The following is a 20,629-nucleotide window of genomic DNA, read 5'->3' on the forward strand; positions in this document are numbered from 1 at the left end:
ACCCGGCACCGGTAAACAAATACCGGTACCACCGGTATAGTAATTGGCATGGTGGAACTCAAGACGGACGCGTCGATCGACGCGATGCAGGTGGCGGGACAGGTCGTGGGGCGGGCTCTCACCGCCGTACGGAAGGCCGCTGACGTCGGCGTCTCCCTGCTCGAACTGGACGCGGTGGCACGGGAGGTGCTGCGCGAGGCGGGCGCGACCTCGCCGTTCCTCGGCTACCGGCCGTCGTTCGCCCCGGTCCCCTACCCCGCCGTGCTCTGCGTCTCGGTCAACGACGCGATCGTGCACGGCATCCCGACCGGCTACCGGCTGCGCGACGGCGACCTGGTCTCCGCCGACTTCGGCGCCGAACTCGGCGGCTGGGTCGGCGACTCGGCGATCAGCTTCACCGTCGGCACCCCGCGCGCGGCGGACCTGCGGCTGATCGAGACCGCCGAGCGGGCCCTGGCGGCCGGGATCGCGGCGGCCGTCGTCGGCAACCGGATCGGCGACATCGCCCACGCGGTCGGCACGGTCTGCCGCACCGCCGGCTACGGCATCCCGGACGGCTTCGGGGGGCACGGTGTGGGCCGGAGTATGCACGAGGACCCGCCGGTCCCCAACGAGGGCCGTCCGGGCCGTGGCATGACCCTGCGGCACGGCATGGTGCTGGCCATCGAGCCGATGCTGATCGCGAGCGGCCGGGACGGCTGGCACACAGCACCGGACGGCTGGACCCTGCGCACCGACGACGGCTCCCGGGCCGCCCATGCGGAACACACCGTCGCCGTCACGGAGTCGGGCCCGCGGATCCTCACGGCACGGGAGACCCCCTGACGGCACCGCCCGACCGTACCGGCCCGGTCACCGACCACCGGCCCCGGCCACCGGCCCGCGGTCCCGGTCACCGGTACGGCACGACATGCCGCCCACAGCCGGGCGTGCCATCGTGGTCTACGGGCACGGGGCGGCCCGAACGGTGTGCACCCGGCACGGGCCGGGTACCCGCGTGCGAACCGAACCGGCAGTCGACGGAACGGAACGAACGCCATGACCAGCGGCTTCACCGACCCGCAGGGCTACGGCCCCGACCCCTTCGGAGAATTCCTCGCCCGCTTCTTCGGCGGCCCCCGCCCCGGCCCCCGCCAGATCGACATCGGCCGTCTGCTGAGCCAGCCGGCCAGGGAACTGGTGCGCGGCGCCGCCCAATACGCCGCCGAGCACGGCAGCCGGGACCTGGACACCCAGCATCTGCTGCGCGCCGCACTGGCCGTGGAGCCCACCCGGAGCCTGATCAGCCGCGCGGGCGCGGACCCCGACTCGCTGGCGACACAGATCGACGAGCGGTCGGGCCCCGTGCGGCAGCGCCCGGACGAGACCCCGCCGCCCACCACGCTGTCCCTCACCCCTGCCGTCAAGCGCGCCCTGCTGGACGCGCACGAGCTGGCCCGGTCCGGGGGCGCGGGCTACATCGGCCCCGAGCATGTGCTCAGCGCGCTCGCCGCGAACCCGGACTCCGCGGCCGGGCACATCCTGCACGGCTCCCGCTTCGAGCAGGCGGCCCTGCCGCCCGAGCCGCCGGAGGCCCTGCCGCCCCGGCCCGAGGCGCGCCGCCCCACCGGGACGCCGACGCTGGACAAGTACGGCCGTGATCTCACCGACCTCGCCCGGCAGGGCCGTGTCGACCCGGTGATCGGCCGGGAGGAGGAGATCGAGCAGACCGTCGAGGTGCTGTCCCGGCGCGGCAAGAACAACCCCGTGCTGATCGGCGACGCGGGGGTCGGCAAGACCGCCGTGGTGGAGGGGCTGGCCCAGCGGATCGCCGACGGGGAGGTGCCGGACATCCTCGGCGGGCGGCGGGTGGTGGCCCTCGATCTGACCGGCGTGGTCGCCGGTACCCGCTACCGGGGCGACTTCGAGGAGCGGCTCAACACGATCGTCGAGGAGATCCGCACCCACTCCGACCGGCTGATCGTCTTCATCGACGAGCTGCACACCGTGGTCGGCGCGGGCGGGGGCGGCGAGGGCGGCTCGCTGGACGCGGGCAACATCCTCAAGCCCGCCCTGGCCCGCGGCGAGCTGCACATCGTGGGCGCGACGACGCTGGAGGAGTACCGCAGGATCGAGAAGGACGCGGCGCTGGCCCGCCGCTTCCAGCCGATCCTGGTGCCGGAGCCGTCCACCGCGGACACCGTGGAGATCCTGCGCGGCCTGCGCGACCGCTACGAGGCCCACCATCAGGTCCGCTACACCGACGAGGCGCTGATCGCGGCGGTGGAACTGTCGGACCGCTACCTCACCGACCGGCGGCTGCCCGACAAGGCGATCGGCCTGATCGACCAGGCCGGGGCCCGGGTGAGGCTGGGCGCGCGGACCAAGGGCACGGACGTACGGGCCATGGAGCGGGAGGTCGAGCAGCTCACCCTGGACAAGGACCAGGCGGTCGCCGACGAGCAGTACGAGCAGGCCACCGCACTGCGCGACCGCATCGGCGAGCTCAAGCAGCGGATCACCGAGGCCGCCGGGGACGACACGTCGGACGAGGAGCAGCATCTGGAGGTCACGGCGGAGGCCGTCGCCGAGGTGGTGTCCCGGCTGACGGGCATCCCGGTCAGCCGCCTCACCCAGGAGGAGAAGGAGCGGCTGCTGGGCCTGGAGGAGCATCTGCACCGGCGGGTGATCGGGCAGGACGAGGCGGTACGTGCCGTCTCGGAGGCGGTGCTGCGCTCCCGTGCGGGGCTCGCCAGCCCGGACCGGCCGATCGGCAGCTTCCTGTTCCTCGGCCCGACCGGCGTCGGCAAGACGGAGCTGGCGCGTGCGCTCGCCGAGGCGCTGTTCGGCAGCGAGGACCGGATGGTCCGGCTCGACATGAGCGAGTACCAGGAGCGGCACACCGTCAGCCGTCTGGTGGGCGCCCCACCCGGCTATGTCGGCCACGAGGAGGCCGGTCAGCTCACCGAGGCGGTGCGCCGGTACCCGTACTCGCTGCTGCTGCTCGACGAGGTGGAGAAGGCGCACCCGGACGTCTTCAACATCCTGCTCCAGGTGCTCGACGACGGACGGCTCACCGACTCGCAGGGCCGCACGGTGGACTTCACCAACACCGTCATCGTGATGACCAGCAACCTGGGCTCCGATGCGATCACCCGGCGCGGCGCCGGGCTCGGCTTCGCGACGGGCGACAGCGACGCGGACGAGGAGGTGCGGCGCGAGCGGATCCTGCGGCCGCTGCGCGAGCACTTCCGGCCCGAGTTCCTCAACCGCATCGACGAGATCGTGGTCTTCCGGCGGCTGACGGCCGGTCAACTGCGGCAGATCACCGATCTGTTGCTGGAGCGGACCCGGCGGCTGCTGCACGCGCAGGACGTCGGCGTGCAGTTCAGCGAAGCGGCTGTGGGCTGGCTCGCCGAGCGCGGGCATCAACCCGAGTACGGCGCCCGTCCGTTGCGCCGCACCATCCAGCGGGAGGTCGACAACCGGCTGTCCCGGCTGCTGCTGGACGGCCGGATCGGCGCGGGCAGCCGGGTCACGGTGGAGGTCGAGGACGGGCAGCTCATGTTCCGCACACAGGACGCGGCCCTCCGCGAGCCGCCCCTCCCCGAGCCGCCCCTCCCCGAGCCGCCCCTCCCCGAGGACTGAACTCCGGGCGCTACACCGCCGGGTGGACCACCATCGCCGAGCCGCCGCCGCGGCGTACCGTCTCGGCGGCGGCCAGCCACCGTCCGTCACCGAGGCGTTGCACCCCGGTCGCCGCGCCGATCTCGGCGTTCAGTTTGAAGGAATGCCCGATGGCTTCCAGTTTGGCTCTCAAGTCGCTGTTGTAGAGGGCCGGTTCGAGTTCCGTCTGTGCCGCGTTGCGCTGGCTGGCGCGGGGTGCGGCGATGGCGTCGACGAGTGGCAGCCGACGGTCGAGGAACTCGGTGAGGGTCTGGAGCACGGTGGTGATGATGGTCGCGCCGCCCGGCGAGCCGAGGGCCACGACGGGACGGTGCTGCCGGTCGAGCACGATGGTCGGCGAGATCGACGACCGGGGCCGCTTGCCGGGGCCCGGCAGGTTGGGGTCGTGCACGGCGGGGCTGGCCGGGGTGAAGGAGAAGTCCGTCAGCTCGTTGTTGAGCAGGAAGCCACGGCCGGGCACGGTGATGGCGCTGCCGCCGGTCTGCTCGATGGTGAGCGTGTAGGAGACGACGTTGCCCCACTTGTCGGCGACCGTGAGATGCGTGGTGTTCTCGCCCTCGTACGTCGTCGGGGCCGCCTTGCCCGACGTGGCGCACGGGGCCGGGCTCGCCGGGTCGCCGGGCGCGAGGGGGCTGGTGAGGACGGCGTCGTCGGTGATGAGGCAGGCGCGTGAGTCGGCGTACTTCTGGGACAGCAGCCCCTTGGCCGGGACGTTCTCGAAGGCGGGGTCGCCGACCCAGCGGCCGCGGTCGGCGAAGGCGATCCGGCTCGCCTCGATGAAGTGGTGCAGATACTGCGCCTCGCTCGCCTTGGAGAGGTCGGTCTTCTCCAGGATGTTGAGCGCTTCGCCGACGGTCGTGCCGCCGGAGGAGGAGGGTGCGATGGAGTACACGTCCAGACCGCGGTACGAGACCTTCGTGGGCGCCTGGAGCTTGGCCCGGTAGGCGGCGAGGTCCTCGGCGGACAGCTTGCCGGGGCGGGCCTGCCAGCCCGAGGCCGGGTCCACCGGCGGGTCGCCCACGGTGTCGAGGATGTCCCGGCCGAGGCCGCCGCCGCTGCCGTAGATCGCCCGGACGCCCTCGCGGCCCAGTTCCTGGTAGGTGCGCGCCAGATCGGGGTTCTTGAACGTGGAGCCGACGACGGGGAGTTGCCCGTTCGGGAGGAACAGGGCCGCGGTGTCGGGGAAGTAGCGGAAGCGGGTCTCGTTGGCGGCGGTCTGCGAGCGGAAGGTGTCGTCCACGGTGAAGCCGTCGCGGGCGATGCGCTCGGCGGGCTTCAGGACCGTGCCGAGCCGTCTGGTGCCCCACCGGTCCAGGGCGGTCTGCCAGGTGGCGGGTGTGCCCGGGGTGCCGACGCTCAGACCGCTGCTGACGGCGTCGGCGAAGGCGAGCGCCTTGCCGTTCTCCACGAAGAGGTCGCTGCCCGCGGTCAGCGGGGCTGTCTCACGGCCGTCGACGGTGTGCACCGTACGGGACTTGGCGTCGTAGTAGACGAAGTAGCCGCCCCCGCCGATGCCGGACGAGTAGGGCTCGGTGACGCCGAGCGCGGCGGCTGTGGCGACGGCGGCGTCGACGGCGTTGCCGCCCTTTCTCAGCACCTCGATCCCGGCGGCGGAGGCGTCGGCGTCGACGCTGGCCACCGCGCCGCCGTAGCCGACGGCGACCGGGACTTTCGCGGGGGTTCCGGTCGGCGCCGCTAAGTCCGGCGGGGCCGCTGCCCCCACCGACACGACGGCGGCCGAGACCGCCAGGACCGCCAGTTTCCGTACCACGGGACGACGCATCCGCTCCTCCAGCCCGAGACAGTTCGCGCAGCGTAACCGCATCACTGCGCAGCCGACAGACCGTCTGAGTGGTTGTCACCCCTTGTCTGTGGTTTTCATATGAACACCACACATCACCGTCCAGATCGAACACGGGTACGTATCAGCCGCCTGGGACCGCTAGCATGCGCGCCCATGAATGACGACCTGCGCAACATCGTTCTGGGCCTGATCGCCGCCGGTATCAGCGCCGTGCTCGGCTGGCTGGCCCGTACCTATCTGTGGCAGCGGAAACTCCGCCGCAAGCAGGCGTTCTTCGGGCTGCCCGACAACTCCGAGTCACTCCTCGTGGTCAACCGGGAGGCGGGCGGACCCGAGCTGACGGTGATGCGGCACGATGTGTTCGCCCTGCTCGAACTGGCCGCGCTCATCAAGGACTGCAACGCGCACGCACAGGTCGTCGCGCACGACGCCGCGCAGCAGGGTTTCGGCGAGCGCACGGAGTTCTGCGTGGGCGGCCCCGCCTCCAACCGCCGTATGGCGGCGCATCTCGCGTCGCTGCTGCCGGGCATCCGGGTGAACGTCGACGCCGAACCCGGCCCGGACCGGGGCGCGTTCCAGATAGGCAGCGAGCGCTACCGGCTGGAGCCGGGCAAGGACGAGTATGTGATCCTGGCGCGGCTGACCGCCGGTGAGCGGCGCGAGGCACGGCCGGTCTTCCTGTTCTGCGGCCAGCGCGCGATCACCAACGCCGCGGCGGCGCGCTATCTCGCCCGCCACCACGAGCGGCTGTTCCGCAAGTACAACGGGAACTCCTTCGTCCTGCTGCTCAAGGTCGTCAACTCGCAGGCGTACGGTCCGGACGTGGTCGAGGTGGTCGGCGATGTGACCCGGGCGGCGCAGGAGCCGCTGCCGGCGCCGCCCGCCAACGGGAAGCGCAGCTCGCACCGGGCGTCATAGGGCGGCGCCCGCGCGATGCGCCCGCCCAGGGCGCTCACGCGGGGAACACGGGGGAGCAAGGGGGAGCCCAACCCGTCCGGCGTGCAGCTGACCTTCTCCTCGCCGCGGCGCGGACGACCCGTCGTACGGTCGGCCCCGTCGTGCGAGGAGTGATCTTCGGCTGCCGCCGGGCGGGCCCGCTCAGTGGTCCTGGTTGCCGCAAACTATCCAGACCGGCGGCCACTTGAGCCGCGACACGCACTCTTTCCCCGCAATCCGGACATAAGCCGTATTTACGTCATCTTTAGGTCGCGGCTCACCGCCCGTGCCGCCTCGCCCGCGCCGGAGCCGGGGTCCCGGCTCAGAGCCCCGAACAAAATGGGAGTCCGATCAGCTCGCGGCGTCTGGTACGTGCGATCGCAAGGCGCCGGAAGGCCCTCGATGGGGGTCCCCCCTGCTCGAGCGAAGCCGAGAGCTCGGGGGAGGAGCTACTAGGGCCTTTCGGCAACGCGGCCGGGGGTACCCCCTGCTCGAAGAGCTTGGGGGAGTGCGTGCCAGACGCCGCGAGCCGGGCGCCCATTTTGTTCGGGGCTCTTAGTCCTCCGCGACCTCGGCGTAGACCTGGGAGAGCTCGGGGGCGCCGCTCGCCACCCATTCCTGGCCCGACTCGACCACATCGAACTCGCGCCCGGACAGCAGCCGTACGACGGGCGCCTCGCCGGGCCGCAGATCCCAGCTCGCTCCGGGCACGGTCCGCACGATGACGGTGCCCAGATACAGGCCGGCGTCGTTGCCCAGCCACAGCAGGCTCTCCTCGTCGCGGACGCCGTGGCTCCCGCGGTCGTCGCGCCAGCGCGGCAGCAGCTGGTCGAGCGCCTCCAGCGAGGCCGCCGAATCGTCCAGGACGACGCCCTCCCGGGACGCCTGACCGCGCAGCAGCTCGCACTCCGAGAGCAGCTCGGCGACGCCCTCGGGATCCGCGGGCTGCATCGTGTCACCGCTGTTCTTGTGCCTGTTGCCCAGGAAGGGGATGTTCATGCGCCCAGCGTCGCACCAGCGGCGCGGTGCGCACCACAGTGCGGCGGACGCGGGGTGTCGCGCGCGACAGTTCTTACTTCAGCGGCGGGTACTTCTTACTTCCTGGCGGGCACTTCTTACTTCCGCGCGGGCACTTTCCCCTTCTCGCGGGCACCTCTTGCTTCCCGCACGTCTCATACCTACACGTCGAGGTCGACGACCACCGGTGCGTGGTCCGAGGCGCCCTTGCCCTTGCGCTCCTCCCGGTCGACATAGGCGTCGGTGACGGCCTTGGCGAAGGGCTCGTTGCCGTACACCAGGTCGATGCGCATACCGTTGTTCTTCGGGAAGCCGAGCCGGCGGTAGTCCCAGTACGTGAACGGCCGGTCGTACTTCAGCGGGCGCGGGACCACGTCGGACAGGCCCGCCTCGCGCAGCGCGGACAGGGCGGCGCGCTCGGCGGGGGTGACATGGGTGGCGCCCTCGAAGGCGGCCACGTCGTAGACGTCGTCGTCCGTCGGCGCCACGTTGTAGTCGCCGAGGACGGCGAACGGGCGGCCACCGACCGCGTCGCCCGCGACCGCCGCTCTCAGGGCCTCGAACCACTGGAGCTTGTACGCGTAGTGCGGGTGGTCCACCTCGCGGCCGTTGGGCACGTACACCGACCAGACGCGGACCGGGCCGCAGGTCGCCGAGACCGCGCGGGCCTCCTCGACGCCCTCGTACCCCGGGTCGCCCGGCAGGCCCTTGACCACATCGGCCAGACCGACCCGGGAGACCACCGCCACCCCGTTCCACCGGCCGGTCACATGGACCGCCGCCTCGTAGCCCAGCTCGCGCAGCTGGTCGGTCGGGAACTGGTCCTCGGCGACCTTGGCCTCCTGGAGGCACAGCACATCGGTGCCGCTGCTCTCCAGCCAGGCCAGCAGCCGCGGCAGACGGGCGGTGATCGAGTTCACGTTCCAGGTCGCGATGCGCATGCCCCACAACCTACCGGGCGGGTACGACAACGCCGTCCCGCCCCGGCGGCAAACCCCCCTGACCTGCCTCTGACCTGCTCAGACGTCGGCCGACGCCCCCGGGGTCAGCCGCAGGTGCTCGGCACCGCCGAGGGCGCCGATCTGGTTGTCGTAGATGGGGCGGGCGAGGTCGGTCAGCAGGGCGTCGTGGATGTCGTAGGCGCGCTGCGGCTTCACCTCGCGGACGTACTCGATGACCTCGGCGATCTTGTTCCAGGGCGCCATCACCGGGAGCATCAGCGTCTCCACCGGCCGGTCCGGGACGGTGAGCGCGTCGCCGGGGTGGAAGACGCGGCCGCCGTCGACGAGATAGCCGACGTTGGTGATGCGCGGGATGTCCGGGTGGATCACGGCGTGCAGCTCGCCGTGCACCTGGATGTCGAAGCCCGCGGCCGTGAAGGTGTCGCCGTGGCCGACGGTGTGCACCCGGCCGGGGAAGGCCGCCGTGAGCTTGTCCGCCACCGAGCGCAGCGTCCAGAGCTCAAGGCCCTGGTCGGCCTCCAGGGCCGCCCGCAGCCGGGCCTCGTCGAAGTGGTCGGCGTGCTCATGGGTGACCAGGATTGCCTCCACGCCGTCGGCGGCGTCCTGCTCGCTGAACATCCCGGGGTCGATGACGAGGGTCCGGCCGTCCTTCTCCAGGCGGACACAGGCGTGCGTCTTCTTCGTGAGCTTCATGTCTCCCATCCTCCCCCCGCCTCCCCGGCCGCGGGCACCGGGAGGCGGGTGCTCCGGCCACCCGGCTGACGATCACCGGGGGTTGCCGCGCGGCCCGGTGGAGGTCAGTCGTCGAGGGTGGTCTCCTCCCGTACGACCTGCTGCGCCACCCGGAAGGCGCTGTTCGCGGCGGGTACGCCGCAGTAGACGGCCGTCTGGAGCAGTACCTCCTTGATCTCGGCCGGGGTCAGGCCGTTGCGGAGGGCGGCGCGGGTGTGCACTGCGAGTTCCTCCAGATGTCCGCCCGCGACCAGCGCGGCGAGGGTGACACAGCTGCGCGAGCGCCGGTCGAGCCCGGGCCGGTCCCAGATCTCGCCCCAGCTGTAGCGGGTGACGAAGTCCTGGAACTCCTCGGAGAACTCGTCGGCCTGGCTCAGCGCACGGTCGACATGCGCGTCGCCGAGCACCTCGCGGCGGATCTTGATCCCGGTGTCGTAGGCGTCGGGCCGCCCCTGCGGCGGGGGTTCCACCGCGGCGGGCTCGATCTCGGCGATGGGAGTGACGGCCGGGGACATGGCGGAGGCGGTGGAGATGGGGGATGCGGCGGAGGCCGGGGAGGCGGGAAACGCGGTGGACGCGGCCGAGGCGGTGGCCCCCACGGCAGGGCTGGGAACCGCTGTGGGCGGGCCGCCGGGCACGGTCGGCACGACGACGGCCGTGAGGGTCCGGTTCGCGGCCCCTGCCGGGACCAGCATCCGCCCGGTGGTGGTCATCGTCTCGTGGCCGGGCTGAAGGACCGTGGAGAAGTGCCGGACGAGAAGGTCGCTGACGGCGGCGGGCTGTTCCACGGGCACGAGGTGGGAGGCTCCGGGTACGACGGCGAGCCGGGCGTCCGGTATCCCGGCGACGAGCGTGCGGGCCTCGGCGGGGCCGGTGACCCGGTCGTCCGAGCCGACCAGGGCGAGGGTCGGCACACCGACGCCGGGGAGTTCGGCCCGGACGTCGAAGGTGGCAAGCGCTTCGCAGGCGGCGATGTAGCAGCCGGGGTCGGTGGTGCGCACCATCTGCACGGCCCAGTCGGTGATCGCGGGCTGGGCGGTGGCGAACCGGTCGGTGAACCAGCGGTCGGGCGAGGTGCGGGCGATGGGGTCGAGCCCGTTGGTACGGACGATCACTCCGCGCTGCCGGAACTCGTCGGCGGTGCCGAACCGGGGTGACGCGGCGATCAGCGCGAGCGCGGCGAGCCGCTCGGGGTGGCGCAGGGCGAGCTCGATCCCGATGGCGCCGCCCAGCGCGCAGCCCGCGTAGCCGAAGCGCTCCACACCGAGCCCGTCGAGGGTCGCGAGCAGCCGGGCGGCGAGGTCGGGCACGGACGACGCCGGATGCGCGGGGGCGCCGCCGTGCCCCGGCAGATCGAAGCGGAACACCCGCCATTGCTTGGCCAGTTCGGGGACCTGACGGTCGAACATGTGCCAGGTTGTCCCGAGGGACGGGCCCAGGATCAGGACCGGAGCCTCCTCCGGCCCGTCGAAGCGGTACTGCAGGGTGTTCGTCGCGCTGTCACTCACGTCCTGCACGCTCTCACATCTCACGACGTCTCACGCGCACAGGCCGGAGTCCCGTACAAGCCGTCAGATGGTGTGGCACTGCTCCGCCGACGTCGGCAGTCCCTCGGTCGGTTGCCTCGGCAGTTCCTCGGTGGCCTGTTCCGGCAGTCCCTCGGCGGCCTGCACCATGTCGAGCGGCAGAATGCGGGTGGAGTAGCCGGGACCGCCGCCCGTGAGCACGAACACCAGGTCGAAGTAGGTGAGGGAGCCGACGGTCATCAGCGTGGAGGACGTGACGAGCGTGCAGCGCAGCTGGGGCAGCGTGATGTGCCAGAACTGCTTGATCCGTCCGGCTCCGTCGATCGACGCGGCCTCGTACAGCGACGCCGGGATCTGCCGGGCCCCGGCCTGGTAGAGCAGGGTGTGGAAGGGCAGGAACTGCCAGGAGATGACGAACACGACGGCGAAGAAGGCGAGTTGGGGGTCGCCGAGCCAGTCGTTGTCCAGCAGCGGCAGGTGGAGCGTCGCTCCGAGGCCGAAGTTCGGGTCAAGCAGGTTCTTGAAGATGATGGCGATCGCCGCGGTCGAGATCAGCAACGGGACGAAGTAGAAGACGGCGAGCAGGGCGCGGTAGCGCTGCTTCCCGGCGACGAACACGCCCAGCAGCAGGGCGAGCGGGGTCTGCACCGCCCAGGAGATGACCATCATCTTGAGCGTGAGCCACAGGGCGTGCCGGGTGACCTCGCCGGTGAGGGCGGTGTGCCAGTTGTCGAAGCCTGTCCAGGCGGGGGCTCCCAGGCCGTCCCAGTGGGTGAAGCTGAGGTAGACCACGATCGCCATCGGTACGAGGGCGAACAGGGCGAACAGCAGCAGGGCGGGCAGGGCCATGAGGAACGGTGGGCCGTCGGCTCGCGCACGGATTGCGCCGGGCCGCCTGCGGGAGGCGGCCCCGGATGTGCCGGAGAGGGTCACTTCGCCGCCGCCCGGTCCATCTGGGCGCAGAACTGCTCGGGGCTGATCTGGCCGAGATAGAGCTGGTGGTTGGTTCAGCGGCCTGACGGTGCGCGGGATTCAGAGGCCTGACGGTGCGCGGGATTCACAGGTCGGTGGCGTTCCCGAGGCCGGTCAGGGCGCCGACCGGGTCGTGGTCGGGGGTACCTCGGGGCCACCAGGTGTCGCGGCCCGGTTCCGACTCGTAGGCGTACCACAGGCCGTCGCGGCCGAGGCGGAGCTGGACATGGCCCAAGGGGTGGGTGAGGCGGTTGCGCCAGGGGCGGAAGCGCGGGAAGTCGGCGGCGAGGAGGAGCGGGCGGGCCCGGTCGAAGCGCCCCGCCGGCGGGTCCCAGGGCTCCTCCAGCACGGCGAGTCCGTCGAGCCCGCCCTGCCGCCAGGCGGCCACCGCGCACGTGAGGTCGGCCGTGGTGCGGCCGGTGGCGGAGGCGAGGGCCGCGTACAGCCCGCGGGTGGCGGCGGTCAGGCCGGAGCCCGGACGGGCCGCGGCGAGCCGCACCGCGTCCTGCCACAGCGTCAGCTCCCCCACCGGGTCCCGGCCGGTGCCGATCAGGGCGTGGGCGCGGGCGGCGGCGTCCGTCGCGAGCTGATCCAGCGCGAAGGGGTCCGGTCCGCCCGGAGCCGCCGGGTACGCCGGGGGCTGCCCGGGGTGCGCCGGTACGGGCAACGGCGGCGGCAGCGGCGGGAGTTCGCGCGTGGCGGCCAGCACCTCCGAGGCGCGGACGCCGGGGAGGGCAGCCGGTTCGTGTTCCCGGGCGGCCCGGGCCTCACGGGCCGCGTTACGGCGGGACAGCGCGTCGAGCAGCGCACGCTCGCCGCGTCCGCGCAGGAGCAGCAGGACGAACGGGTCGGCGCCCAGCAGACGCGCGGTCTGGTAGCAGAGGGCGGCGGCGTGCTTGCAAGGGTGACCGGAATCGGGGCAGTTGCAGCGCGGTTCGAGATCGCCGGGGCCGGGGAGAAGCGGGACTCCGCAGTCGGCCAAGGACCGGGGCAGCTCCTTGTCGAGCAGCGCGGCGATGTGCCCGGGCCGGTCGGCGGCCGTGTCCAGGAAGCGCTCCCAGTCCGTGTCGTCGAGGGTTCGCAACCCCAGCTGCACGCGGTACGGGCGCGGACGGCTGCCCTGCACATAGGCGAGCACCAGCCCGGGGGTCACGGTGATGGCGTCCACGTACCCCTTCAGCGCGTAGTCCCGCCCGCGCACCAGCCGTTTGACGTCCAGCGCGCCCTGCTCCAGCGCCTCGATCCAGGCGTTCCCCCACCAGCTCTCGGCGACCTCGGCGGCGGCGCCCCTCGACGCACGGGGCGGGAAGGCGGGGAAGGTACGGCGCAGGTCGCCGTCACGGCGGGGGGAGGCCATGGAGGGGAGGCGGGGGACGGGGAGGGCGGTGTCGGCGGGAGGTGTCGGGTCGGTGGGGGAAGCGGGTGGGGTGCGTGGGGTGCCGTGCGGGTGGAGGCGGTCGGGGGCAGCGGACCGCCCGGTGTGACCGGATCCGGCCTCGGGCGCTGCGGCACCGGACGTGGTGTCGCCGGTGCCTTCGGCGGCCGGGGAAGGAGCAGTGGCGGTCGGCCTGGTTCCGCGCGTCTCGGCAAGATCAGCGGACTGTCCGGCGGACGAACTCGACTCGCCCGCGGGGTCGCCATGTCGGCGACCGGCTTCAGGCACCGCGGTACCGGACGGGGTGAGGACCTCGGTCGCGAGCGGTTCCCCGGCTGTCTCCTGCGCGGCAGGAATGCGGGGACGGCTTCGGCGTTCCGCAGCCGACCCTGCGGCCCGGCCGCGGGAGGCGGCGGGGACGGTGCCGCTCGACCGCGGGTCGGCCGCCGTGCCCGCCCCTGTGCCAGGGGCTTCTGTCGACCCGCCGTCCGGGACCCCCGTTCCCTCCGCGTCCGACACCCGGCGGCGTGCCGTCCTCGCCCCGCCGCGTATCGCGGCCCGCGCCGAACGCGGGCCCATGATCGGCGCCGCTCCCCCGTCCTTCTCCGAGCCCTCGTCCTCCGGCCGCGGATCGCGCCGTGCCTCTCTGCGGGCGGCGCGAAGGGCTTCGCGGGCCACATCTCCGGGGCGGGGGTCGTTACCGGAGCGGCGGTCGTCACCGGAGCGGCGCGCTCCGGGTCGTTGAGCGGGTCCGGGGCGGGTGCCCTCGGTCGGGGGTTCCCCCGCCGCCCGGGGAGCACCGGTCACGTGTGGGGCATCCGCAGCCGCACCGGCATCGCGTTCGGCTCCCGCCTCCACCCCACGGCGCGCGGAGATCGCGCGGCGGAGTGCCTCCCGCGCGACATCGCCGGGGCGCGGCTGCGGGCCCCGGCCGGTGTCGCGCGAACTCGGCTCCGAGCCCCGACCGCCGTCATCCCGCTGGAGGTGGGAACCCCGATCGACCTCACTCAGACGCGGCGGACGCCCTGCCGCACCATCACCCGGACCCAACCCGGACCCCTCACCCGCATCGGCCGAACCCGGCCCTGCGCCCCGGGCACCGTCACTTCGCCGGAACCTGAAACCCCGTTCAGCCTCACTCGGGCGCGGCGGACGCCCTGCCGCACCATCACCCGGACCCAGCCCGGACCCCTCACCCGCATCGGCCGAACCCCGCCCTGCGCCCCGTGCGCCGTCACGCCCCCGCGCGCCGAGAGGTGTGTCGGTGTCGGCCCGGGCCGATGCGGTCGCCCGGCCCACCGCGTCCCGGCCCTGCTCGGGCCCGCCGGTCGGCCCCGGCACCAACGGGTGCTCCGGATCCGCCGCTTCCCCCGCTGCGGGCCCGCGGCCACGCCCCCGTGCGGCCCGCAGGGCCTGGCGTGCCGCGTCGGCCGAACCGGACGGACGTGCTTCACGCATCGGCGTGTCGGCCGCCCCGGACGGACGCGCAGCCCGCATCGGCGTGTCGCCGGAGTCCACCGCGTGCTCCTCACCGGCCGGTCGGCCTCCCGTCCCCGTCACGACGGCCTCCGCAGCGACACGAGATCGGCCAGTTCGCGGTCGGCCAGTTCGGTGAGGGCCGCCTCGCCGGAGCCGAGGACGGCATCGGACAGGGCCTTCTTCGACGCCAGCATCTCGGCGATGCGGTCCTCGACCGTGCCCTCGGTGACCAGGCGGTGGACCTGGACGGGCTGGGTCTGGCCGATGCGGTAGGCGCGGTCGGTGGCCTGTTCCTCGACAGCCGGGTTCCACCAGCGGTCGAAGTGGACGACATGCCCCGCGCGGGTGAGGTTCAGACCGGTGCCCGCGGCCTTCAGGGACAGCACCAGGACCGGAGTGGCCCCGCTCTGGAAGCGGTCCACCATGCGTTCGCGCTCCGGGACCGGCGTACCGCCGTGCAGCAGGTCGACGGGGATCGCGCGGGCGGCGAGGTGCGCCGTGATGAGGCGGGCCATGCCGACGTACTGGGTGAAGACGAGCGCCGAGCCGTCCTCAGCGAGGAGGGTGTCCAGCAGCTCGTCCAGCAGGGCGAGTTTGCCCGAGCGAGCCGCGGGCCCGTCGGTGCCGACCGCGGTGGCCTCCTCCTTCAGATACAGCGCCGGGTGGTCGCAGATCTGCTTGAGCGCGCCGAGCAGCTTGAGGACCAGGCCCCGCCGTGCGATGCCGTCCGCCGTCTCGATAGCGAGCATCGACTCGCGCACCACCGCCTCGTAGAGCGCCGCCTGTTCGCGGGTGAGCGGGACGGGGTGGTCGGTCTCCGTCTTGGGCGGCAGCTCGGGCACGATCCCGGGGTCGGACTTCTTGCGGCGGAGGAGGAAGGGGCGGACCAGCCGGGCCAGCCGCTCGACGGCCTCCGGGTCCTCGCCGGTCTCCACCGCGCGCGCGTGCCGGGCACGGAAGGACTTCAACGGGCCGAGCAGTCCGGGTGTCGTCCAGTCGAGCAGCGCCCACAGCTCCGACAGGTTGTTCTCGACGGGCGTACCGGTGAGCGCCACGCGCGCGGGGGCCGGAATCGTGCGCAGGGCCCTGGCCGTCGCCGAGTACGGGTTCTTGACGTGCTGGGCCTCGTCGGCGACGACCATGCCCCACCGCTGCCCGGCGAGCAGCGCGGCGGCCGAGCGCATCGTGCCGTAGGTGGTGAGGACGAAGCCGCCGGCGACGCCGTCCAGGGTGCGGTCGGCGCCGTGGAAGCGGCGCACGGGGACCTCGGGGGCGAAACGGAGGATCTCCCGCTGCCAGTTGCCCAGCAGTGAGGCGGGGCAGATCACCAGGGTGGGCGCCGTGTGCGCGCGCCGGAGGTGCAGGGCGATGAGGGTGACCGTCTTGCCGAGCCCCATGTCGTCGGCGAGGCAGCCGCCGAGGCCGAGGGAGGTCATGAGGTCGAGCCAGGCCAGTCCGCGTAGCTGGTAGTCGCGCAGGACGGCCTTCAGACCGGCGGGCGGCTGAGCCGGCCGCAGGCCGGCGGTGAGCCGGTCGCGCAGAGCGGCCAGGGCGCCGGTCGGCACCGCCTCGACCGTCTCGCCGTCGACCTCGGCGCTGCCGGTGAGGGCGACGGACAGCGCGTCGACCGGGTCGAGCAGGCCCAGATCGCGGCGGCGGGCCTTGCGGACCAGCGCCGGATCGACGAGGACCCACCGGTCGCGCAGCCGGACGACGGGGCGGTGGGCCTCGGCGAGCGTGTCCATCTCGGCCTCGGTCAGCGGGTCGCCGCCGAGGGCCAGTTGCCAGTGGAACCGGAGCAGGTCCTCGCTCTCGAAGAAGCCGGTCCCGTCGGTCGCGGAGCCCGGCGCCGGCCGTACCACCGCCGCGGCCGTCAGGTCCTGCGCCAGGTCCCGGGGCCAGTGCACGGCGACGCCCGCCGCCGCGAGGCGTGTCGCGGCGACGCCCAGCAGTTCGCCGACCTCCTCCTCGGACAGCGCCAGGACGTCGGGGACGTCCTGTTCGGCGAGCCGGTCCAGCGGCGGCCAGACGCGCGCGGCGCGCCGTACGGCCAGGGCGGCGTCCACGCGCGCGCGTGCTCCGAACGCCGCGTCGGCCTCCCCTGCCCACAGGGCGGCCGTGTCCGTGACCAGGGTGGGGTCGGCGAGGCTGTGCACCTGGACGATCGCCGCGCCCGCCCGGCGCGCCTCCTCGCCCGCGTCGAACAGGTCGTACGCCGACAGGTCAAGGCGGAGCGAGATCCGCACCCCGGCATCCATACCGGCGGCGACCTCGGCCGCCCAGGCGTGGGCGCCGGGCAGGTACTGGGGTGCGCGCGCGGCGAAGGGCTTCCCGGCGGTGTGCGGTGCGGCCGGGGTGCGGGGCAGGGTGTCGGCGACCGCGTCGAGGAAGGCGCGCATCAGGGCTTCCGGCGCGGGCAGCCGGAGGGGGCCGGGGCCCGGCAGGGGTACGGCGTGTCCCTCGGGCGGGAGGGCGGCGGCCACCGCGCGCAGGTGGGCGATGTCGTCGCGGTCGAGGGGGCCCGCGCGCCAGGCGTCATGACCGGAGGGCGACAGTCCGGGCAGCAGGCGCCCGCGCGCGGTGAGGTGCAGCGCGTGGAGCGCGGCGGCGCCCCAGCAGGCGGTGGCGGGATGGGCGGCCGGGTCGCGGCGGGCCCGGATCAGCAGCGGAAGCGCCTCGGCGAGGGGCAGGGACAGGGCGGGCGTCTGCCTGCGGCGCACGCCTCCGCCGTGCCGCCGGACCACCATGAGGTCGGTGACCGCCGTGCGGCGGCCGGCCACCGGGGCCGTGCCTGCGGTGGTGCCCGCGGTGCCTGTCGGCGTGTTGCCGTTGCCTGCCGCCGTGTCCTCGGGCGCGTCGGCCGATCCGGCCGCAGTCGACACGTCGGCCGATCCGTCCGCAGCCGGCAGCGGGCCGCCCTCGGGGTCCCAGAACGCGATCCGGCCGTCGCGCGGCAGGGGCGCGGGCAGGAAGACGGCGGCGAGCCGCACCGGGACGGACTCCCCCGTGCGCCCGGCCACCGCGACGGTGCCGCTCATACGTTCTGCCACCTCCCGCCCGTGTGTCGGATCAGACGTCTACGACTCTACGGGCGGGGTCTGACAATCGGTCGCCGCGGCGACCGCAGGGGCAGGAAACGCAGGGGCAGGAAACACGGCGCCGGGTCAGGGGACGGTGCGCGAGACGACGTACACCATCGGGTAGGAAGGGTCGGACATGTTGACGACTATGTCCTGGGTGGGCGTCGGGTTCTTCTGCTGGTGGACCAGGCCCCACCACGGCCCCGGCTGTCGGAACACCCAGCCGGTGACCTTCTGGTCACGGTCGCTGATGGTGACACGGCCCTTGGTCAGCTCCTCGCGCGAGACACCGGCCCCTTCGAGGAAGGCGTCGAGACCGGCCGCGCTGGTGCGGAACTGGACGTAGAGGCGGCTCGTCTTCCAGTTGTTGGTCTCGTAGTAGGCGATCTGTTCGGCGGGGTGCGGGACGGGCACTCGGTAGAGACGGCGCTGCACCTTCGACGGCCAGCCCACGGTGAGACCGGTCGCGGAGTACTTCTCCTCCTTCTCCTTGCCGCTGTTGCGGCTCTGGTCGGCGGAGATCGCCAGGTACCCCGCGGGCACGCCGATGAGCAGCACGATGATGAGGAGGGTGAGGGCCCGGCGGCGGGCCTTGTGACGCGGGTCCTCGGGCCGGTGCGGCTCGTCCGGCAGCACGGCCTGGCGTGGCAGCGAAGCTGTCATGCGCTGTCCCGGCTCCTTCTGCGGGCCTCCACGTACCGTTCGTAGCGCTCGTACCGCTCCACCCGGCGCCGCTTGGCGCGGCGGAACCGGCGGGCGACCAGGCGGGCCAGGTCGGCGGCGCCGACCATACCGGCCTCGGGGCCGAGCTGGGCGCGGACGATGCGTGCCTCGGGGCGGTAGCCGCGGCCGGTGAGGTGCCGTTTGAACGCCTCGCGCGCGGGGCCGATCAGCAGGTCGTCGGCGGCCGACACACCGCCGCCGATCACGAAGCAGGACGGGTCGAGGGCGGCGGCGAGGTTGGCGATGCCGACGCCGAGCCACTGGCCGATGTCCTGGAGGAGTTCGACGCACATCGCGTCGCCCTCGCGGGCCAGCTCGGTGATCATCGGGCCGGTGATGTCGGACACGTTGCCCTTGACGTGCTCGATGATCCCGTACGCCACCGGCGAGTCGGCCGCCGCGAGCTCGCGTGCCTCACGGACGAGCGCGTTGCCCGAGCTGTACTGCTCCCAGCAGCCACGGTTGCCGCAGGGGCAGCGGTGTCCGCCGGGTACGACCTGCATGTGCCCGAACTCGCCCGCGACACCGAATTTGCCGCGCTTGACCTGCCCGTCCTCCAGGATCGCGCCGCCGATGCCGGTGCCGAGCGTGATCATGACCAGGTGGTCCTCGCCGCGGCCCGCTCCGAAGCGCCACTCCGCCCAGGCGGCGGCGTTGGCGTCGTTGTCGACCAGGACCGGCACGGACAGCCGCTCGGAGAGCCGGTCGCGCAGCGGTTCGTTGCGCCAGGACAGATGAGGCGCGAACAGGACGCGGTTGCGGTCGGCGTCGACCCAGCCGGCCGCTCCGATACCGACCGCGTGCACATCGTGCCGGTCGGACAGATCCAGGACCAGCTCGACGATGGTGTCCTCGACGACCCGCGGGCTCTTGGACTTGTCCGGGGTCTCGGTGCGGAGCTTCTCCAGAATGTTGCCGTCGGCGTCGACGACGCCCGCCATCACCTTTGTGCCGCCGATGTCGATGCCCACCGTCGGCACCCGGGGTGCCGTCAGGTGCGAGCGGCGTTCCCTGGTGCCGACCGTGCGCAGTACGGGGGCCCGGCGGGAGCCTATGGGGGCGGTGAGGTCGCGGTAGGTGCTCATCGCGCCCGATTCTGCCTCACGGAGGGCCCCTGCGCCGTACGGGCGAACAAAGGTCGCGTCGGCGTCGCGGGTGTGGTCGCGCAATGGCCGGGCGGGGCCGGTCTGCTGCCGGGCAGCGCCTGGGTGGGCGGATGGCGACGGAACCGCGCAGAATTACGGCGGAATCTTGGCGAAATCAGGCCTTGGTGGCCGTACTGTGCGAGACAGGCACCCGCCCACAGCCGTCACGGGGAGCGACGGGTACATGACCTCATGAGCCCCATGCGCCTCATTTCGTTACACGTGACTCTTGCGTCACATGCCCGACGAACGCACGGTAATCGCATTGTCCTTACATTGTGACGAGCGTGGCGCGACACCCGTCGGGATTCGGCCAAGATTTTTCGACGATGATCAGCCAGCGGCCCGCGGCCCGAACGTCACCAGCAGGGGGACGTTCAGGGACACACAAGCACGGGACCGTCAGGGACGCACGAGCAACTGGAACTCGAACGAATACCGCGACGGCCGGTAGGTGTGATCACCGAACTCGACCGCCCGGCCGGTGTCGTCGAACGTGGTGCGCTGCATGGTGAGCAGCGGGGCGCCCTCGGGCTCGCCCAGCCGCTCGGCCTCGACGGCGGTGGCGCCGCGCGCGCCGATGGACTGGCGGGCACTGTGCAGGGTGATCCCGGCCGCGCGCATCAACCGGTACAGCCCGGTGGCCTCCAACTGCCCGGTGTCCAAGTCGAAAAGGCCGAGCGGCAGATAGTTGCACATGTATGCCATCGGCTCGCCGTGGGTCAGCCGCAGCCGTTCGATCCGGCGCACCTCGCTCCCCTCTGCCAGCCCGAGGGCTGCGGCGACCTCGGTGGACGCCGGGACGACGGTGTTGACGAGCAGCCTGGTCGCCGGGCGCTGACCGGCCGCCTCCAGGTCGTCGTAGAGGCTGCTGAGCTCCAGAGGGCGCTTGACCTTGCTGTGCACGACCTGGGTGCCGACGCCCCGGCGGCGGACCAGCAGGCCCTTGTCGACGAGGGACTGGATCGCCTGACGGACGGTGGGCCGCGACAGCCCGAGCCGCGCGGCCAGCTCGATCTCGTTGCCCAGCAGACTGCCCGGAGTGAGCGACCCGCGCTCGATCGCGGCCTCCAACTGCTGGGAGAGCTGGAAGTACAACGGCACCGGAGAGCTCCGGTCCACACTGAGTTCGAGCTGCACGGTCGGGTCCACTTCTGCTTTGGGCACGGGGCGAGCGTAGTCCCGCTGCTGGTTGACGGGAAGTTGGGTCGT

14 protein-coding genes are annotated in these 20,629 nt (G+C 72.9%); 3 read left to right on the forward strand and 11 right to left on the reverse strand.

From position 1 onward, the window contains the following. Positions 1–48: 48 nt before the first annotated feature. Both map and ACSYGN_RS07540 read left to right on the forward strand, forming a co-directional pair. Positions 49–825, forward strand: coding sequence for a type I methionyl aminopeptidase (gene map / locus ACSYGN_RS07535; RefSeq protein WP_460393153.1), 777 nt, complete (start codon positions 49–51; stop codon positions 823–825). Positions 826–1,038: 213 nt separating this feature from the next. After that, positions 1,039–3,627, forward strand: a complete 2,589-nt coding sequence (locus ACSYGN_RS07540; protein ID WP_460393155.1) for an ATP-dependent Clp protease ATP-binding subunit — start codon at positions 1,039–1,041, stop codon at positions 3,625–3,627. A 10-nt stretch (positions 3,628–3,637) separates the two neighbouring features. On the opposite strand, the gene ggt is transcribed toward ACSYGN_RS07540, so the two are convergent. After that, entirely contained in the window at positions 3,638–5,449 is a 1,812-nt protein-coding gene (gene ggt / locus ACSYGN_RS07545) for a gamma-glutamyltransferase (RefSeq protein ID WP_460393157.1), read from the reverse strand. Between the two features lie 174 nt (positions 5,450–5,623). Between ggt and ACSYGN_RS07550 the strand changes: the two genes are divergently transcribed. Further along, the gene (locus tag ACSYGN_RS07550) at positions 5,624–6,388 is read left to right on the forward strand and encodes a hypothetical protein (RefSeq protein WP_460393159.1); all 765 of its coding nucleotides are present in this window, start codon (positions 5,624–5,626) and stop codon (positions 6,386–6,388) included. 573 nt (positions 6,389–6,961) lie between these two features. Here ACSYGN_RS07550 and ACSYGN_RS07555 read toward each other — a convergent pair. The 10 genes from ACSYGN_RS07555 to ACSYGN_RS07600 form a co-directional block, all read right to left on the reverse strand. Continuing rightward, positions 6,962–7,405 (reverse strand): DUF6278 family protein, encoded by a 444-nt coding sequence (locus tag ACSYGN_RS07555; protein ID WP_460393161.1) that lies wholly within the window; start codon positions 7,403–7,405, stop codon positions 6,962–6,964. Positions 7,406–7,584: 179 nt separating this feature from the next. Then, positions 7,585–8,364, reverse strand: a complete 780-nt coding sequence (locus ACSYGN_RS07560) for an exodeoxyribonuclease III (protein ID WP_460393163.1) — start codon at positions 8,362–8,364, stop codon at positions 7,585–7,587. A 78-nt stretch (positions 8,365–8,442) separates the two neighbouring features. Beyond that, positions 8,443–9,078, reverse strand: coding sequence for an MBL fold metallo-hydrolase (locus tag ACSYGN_RS07565; RefSeq protein ID WP_460393165.1), 636 nt, complete (start codon positions 9,076–9,078; stop codon positions 8,443–8,445). Between the two features lie 104 nt (positions 9,079–9,182). Further along, on the reverse strand, positions 9,183–10,625 hold the full coding sequence (gene pcaDC, locus ACSYGN_RS07570) for a bifunctional 3-oxoadipate enol-lactonase/4-carboxymuconolactone decarboxylase PcaDC (protein WP_460393167.1): 1,443 nt from the start codon (positions 10,623–10,625) through the stop codon (positions 9,183–9,185). A 63-nt stretch (positions 10,626–10,688) separates the two neighbouring features. Beyond that, on the reverse strand, positions 10,689–11,492 hold the full coding sequence (locus ACSYGN_RS07575; protein WP_460393169.1) for a carbohydrate ABC transporter permease: 804 nt from the start codon (positions 11,490–11,492) through the stop codon (positions 10,689–10,691). Positions 11,493–11,700: 208 nt separating this feature from the next. After that, complete coding sequence (locus ACSYGN_RS07580) at positions 11,701–13,278, reverse strand: SWIM zinc finger family protein (RefSeq protein WP_460393171.1); 1,578 nt, start codon at positions 13,276–13,278, stop codon at positions 11,701–11,703. 1,268 nt (positions 13,279–14,546) lie between these two features. Continuing rightward, entirely contained in the window at positions 14,547–17,507 is a 2,961-nt protein-coding gene (locus ACSYGN_RS07585) for a DEAD/DEAH box helicase (protein WP_460393173.1), read from the reverse strand. A gap of 126 nt (positions 17,508–17,633) precedes the next feature. Further along, positions 17,634–18,212: a sugar kinase gene (locus ACSYGN_RS07590; RefSeq protein WP_460393175.1), complete on the reverse strand. Its 579-nt coding sequence runs from the start codon at positions 18,210–18,212 to the stop codon at positions 17,634–17,636. Then, positions 18,209–19,357 (reverse strand): ROK family glucokinase, encoded by a 1,149-nt coding sequence (locus ACSYGN_RS07595; protein ID WP_460393177.1) that lies wholly within the window; start codon positions 19,355–19,357, stop codon positions 18,209–18,211. Before ACSYGN_RS07595 ends, ACSYGN_RS07590 begins: the two co-directional genes overlap by 4 nt. A 462-nt stretch (positions 19,358–19,819) precedes the next feature. After that, positions 19,820–20,557: a GntR family transcriptional regulator gene (locus tag ACSYGN_RS07600; protein ID WP_460403285.1), complete on the reverse strand. Its 738-nt coding sequence runs from the start codon at positions 20,555–20,557 to the stop codon at positions 19,820–19,822. Positions 20,558–20,629: the final 72 nt, after the last annotated feature.

The sequence above is a fragment of the Streptomyces sp. YIM S03343 genome, from assembly GCF_054729195.1.

Bases quoted from the DNA above. Each gene is read 5' to 3' on its own strand.
- map (WP_460393153.1), top strand. From the start codon at position 49: ATGGTGGAACTCAAGACGGACGCGTCGATCGACGCGATGCAGGTGGCG.
- ACSYGN_RS07540 (WP_460393155.1), top strand. From the start codon at position 1,039: ATGACCAGCGGCTTCACCGACCCGCAGGGCTACGGCCCCGACCCCTTC.
- ggt (WP_460393157.1), bottom strand. From the start codon at position 5,449: ATGCGTCGTCCCGTGGTACGGAAACTGGCGGTCCTGGCGGTCTCGGCC.
- ACSYGN_RS07550 (WP_460393159.1), top strand. From the start codon at position 5,624: ATGAATGACGACCTGCGCAACATCGTTCTGGGCCTGATCGCCGCCGGT.
- ACSYGN_RS07555 (WP_460393161.1), bottom strand. From the start codon at position 7,405: ATGAACATCCCCTTCCTGGGCAACAGGCACAAGAACAGCGGTGACACG.
- ACSYGN_RS07560 (WP_460393163.1), bottom strand. From the start codon at position 8,364: ATGCGCATCGCGACCTGGAACGTGAACTCGATCACCGCCCGTCTGCCG.
- ACSYGN_RS07565 (WP_460393165.1), bottom strand. From the start codon at position 9,078: ATGAAGCTCACGAAGAAGACGCACGCCTGTGTCCGCCTGGAGAAGGAC.
- ACSYGN_RS07575 (WP_460393169.1), bottom strand. From the start codon at position 11,492: ATGGCCCTGCCCGCCCTGCTGCTGTTCGCCCTGTTCGCCCTCGTACCG.
- ACSYGN_RS07585 (WP_460393173.1), bottom strand. From the start codon at position 17,507: ATGAGCGGCACCGTCGCGGTGGCCGGGCGCACGGGGGAGTCCGTCCCG.
- ACSYGN_RS07590 (WP_460393175.1), bottom strand. From the start codon at position 18,212: ATGACAGCTTCGCTGCCACGCCAGGCCGTGCTGCCGGACGAGCCGCAC.
- ACSYGN_RS07595 (WP_460393177.1), bottom strand. From the start codon at position 19,357: ATGAGCACCTACCGCGACCTCACCGCCCCCATAGGCTCCCGCCGGGCC.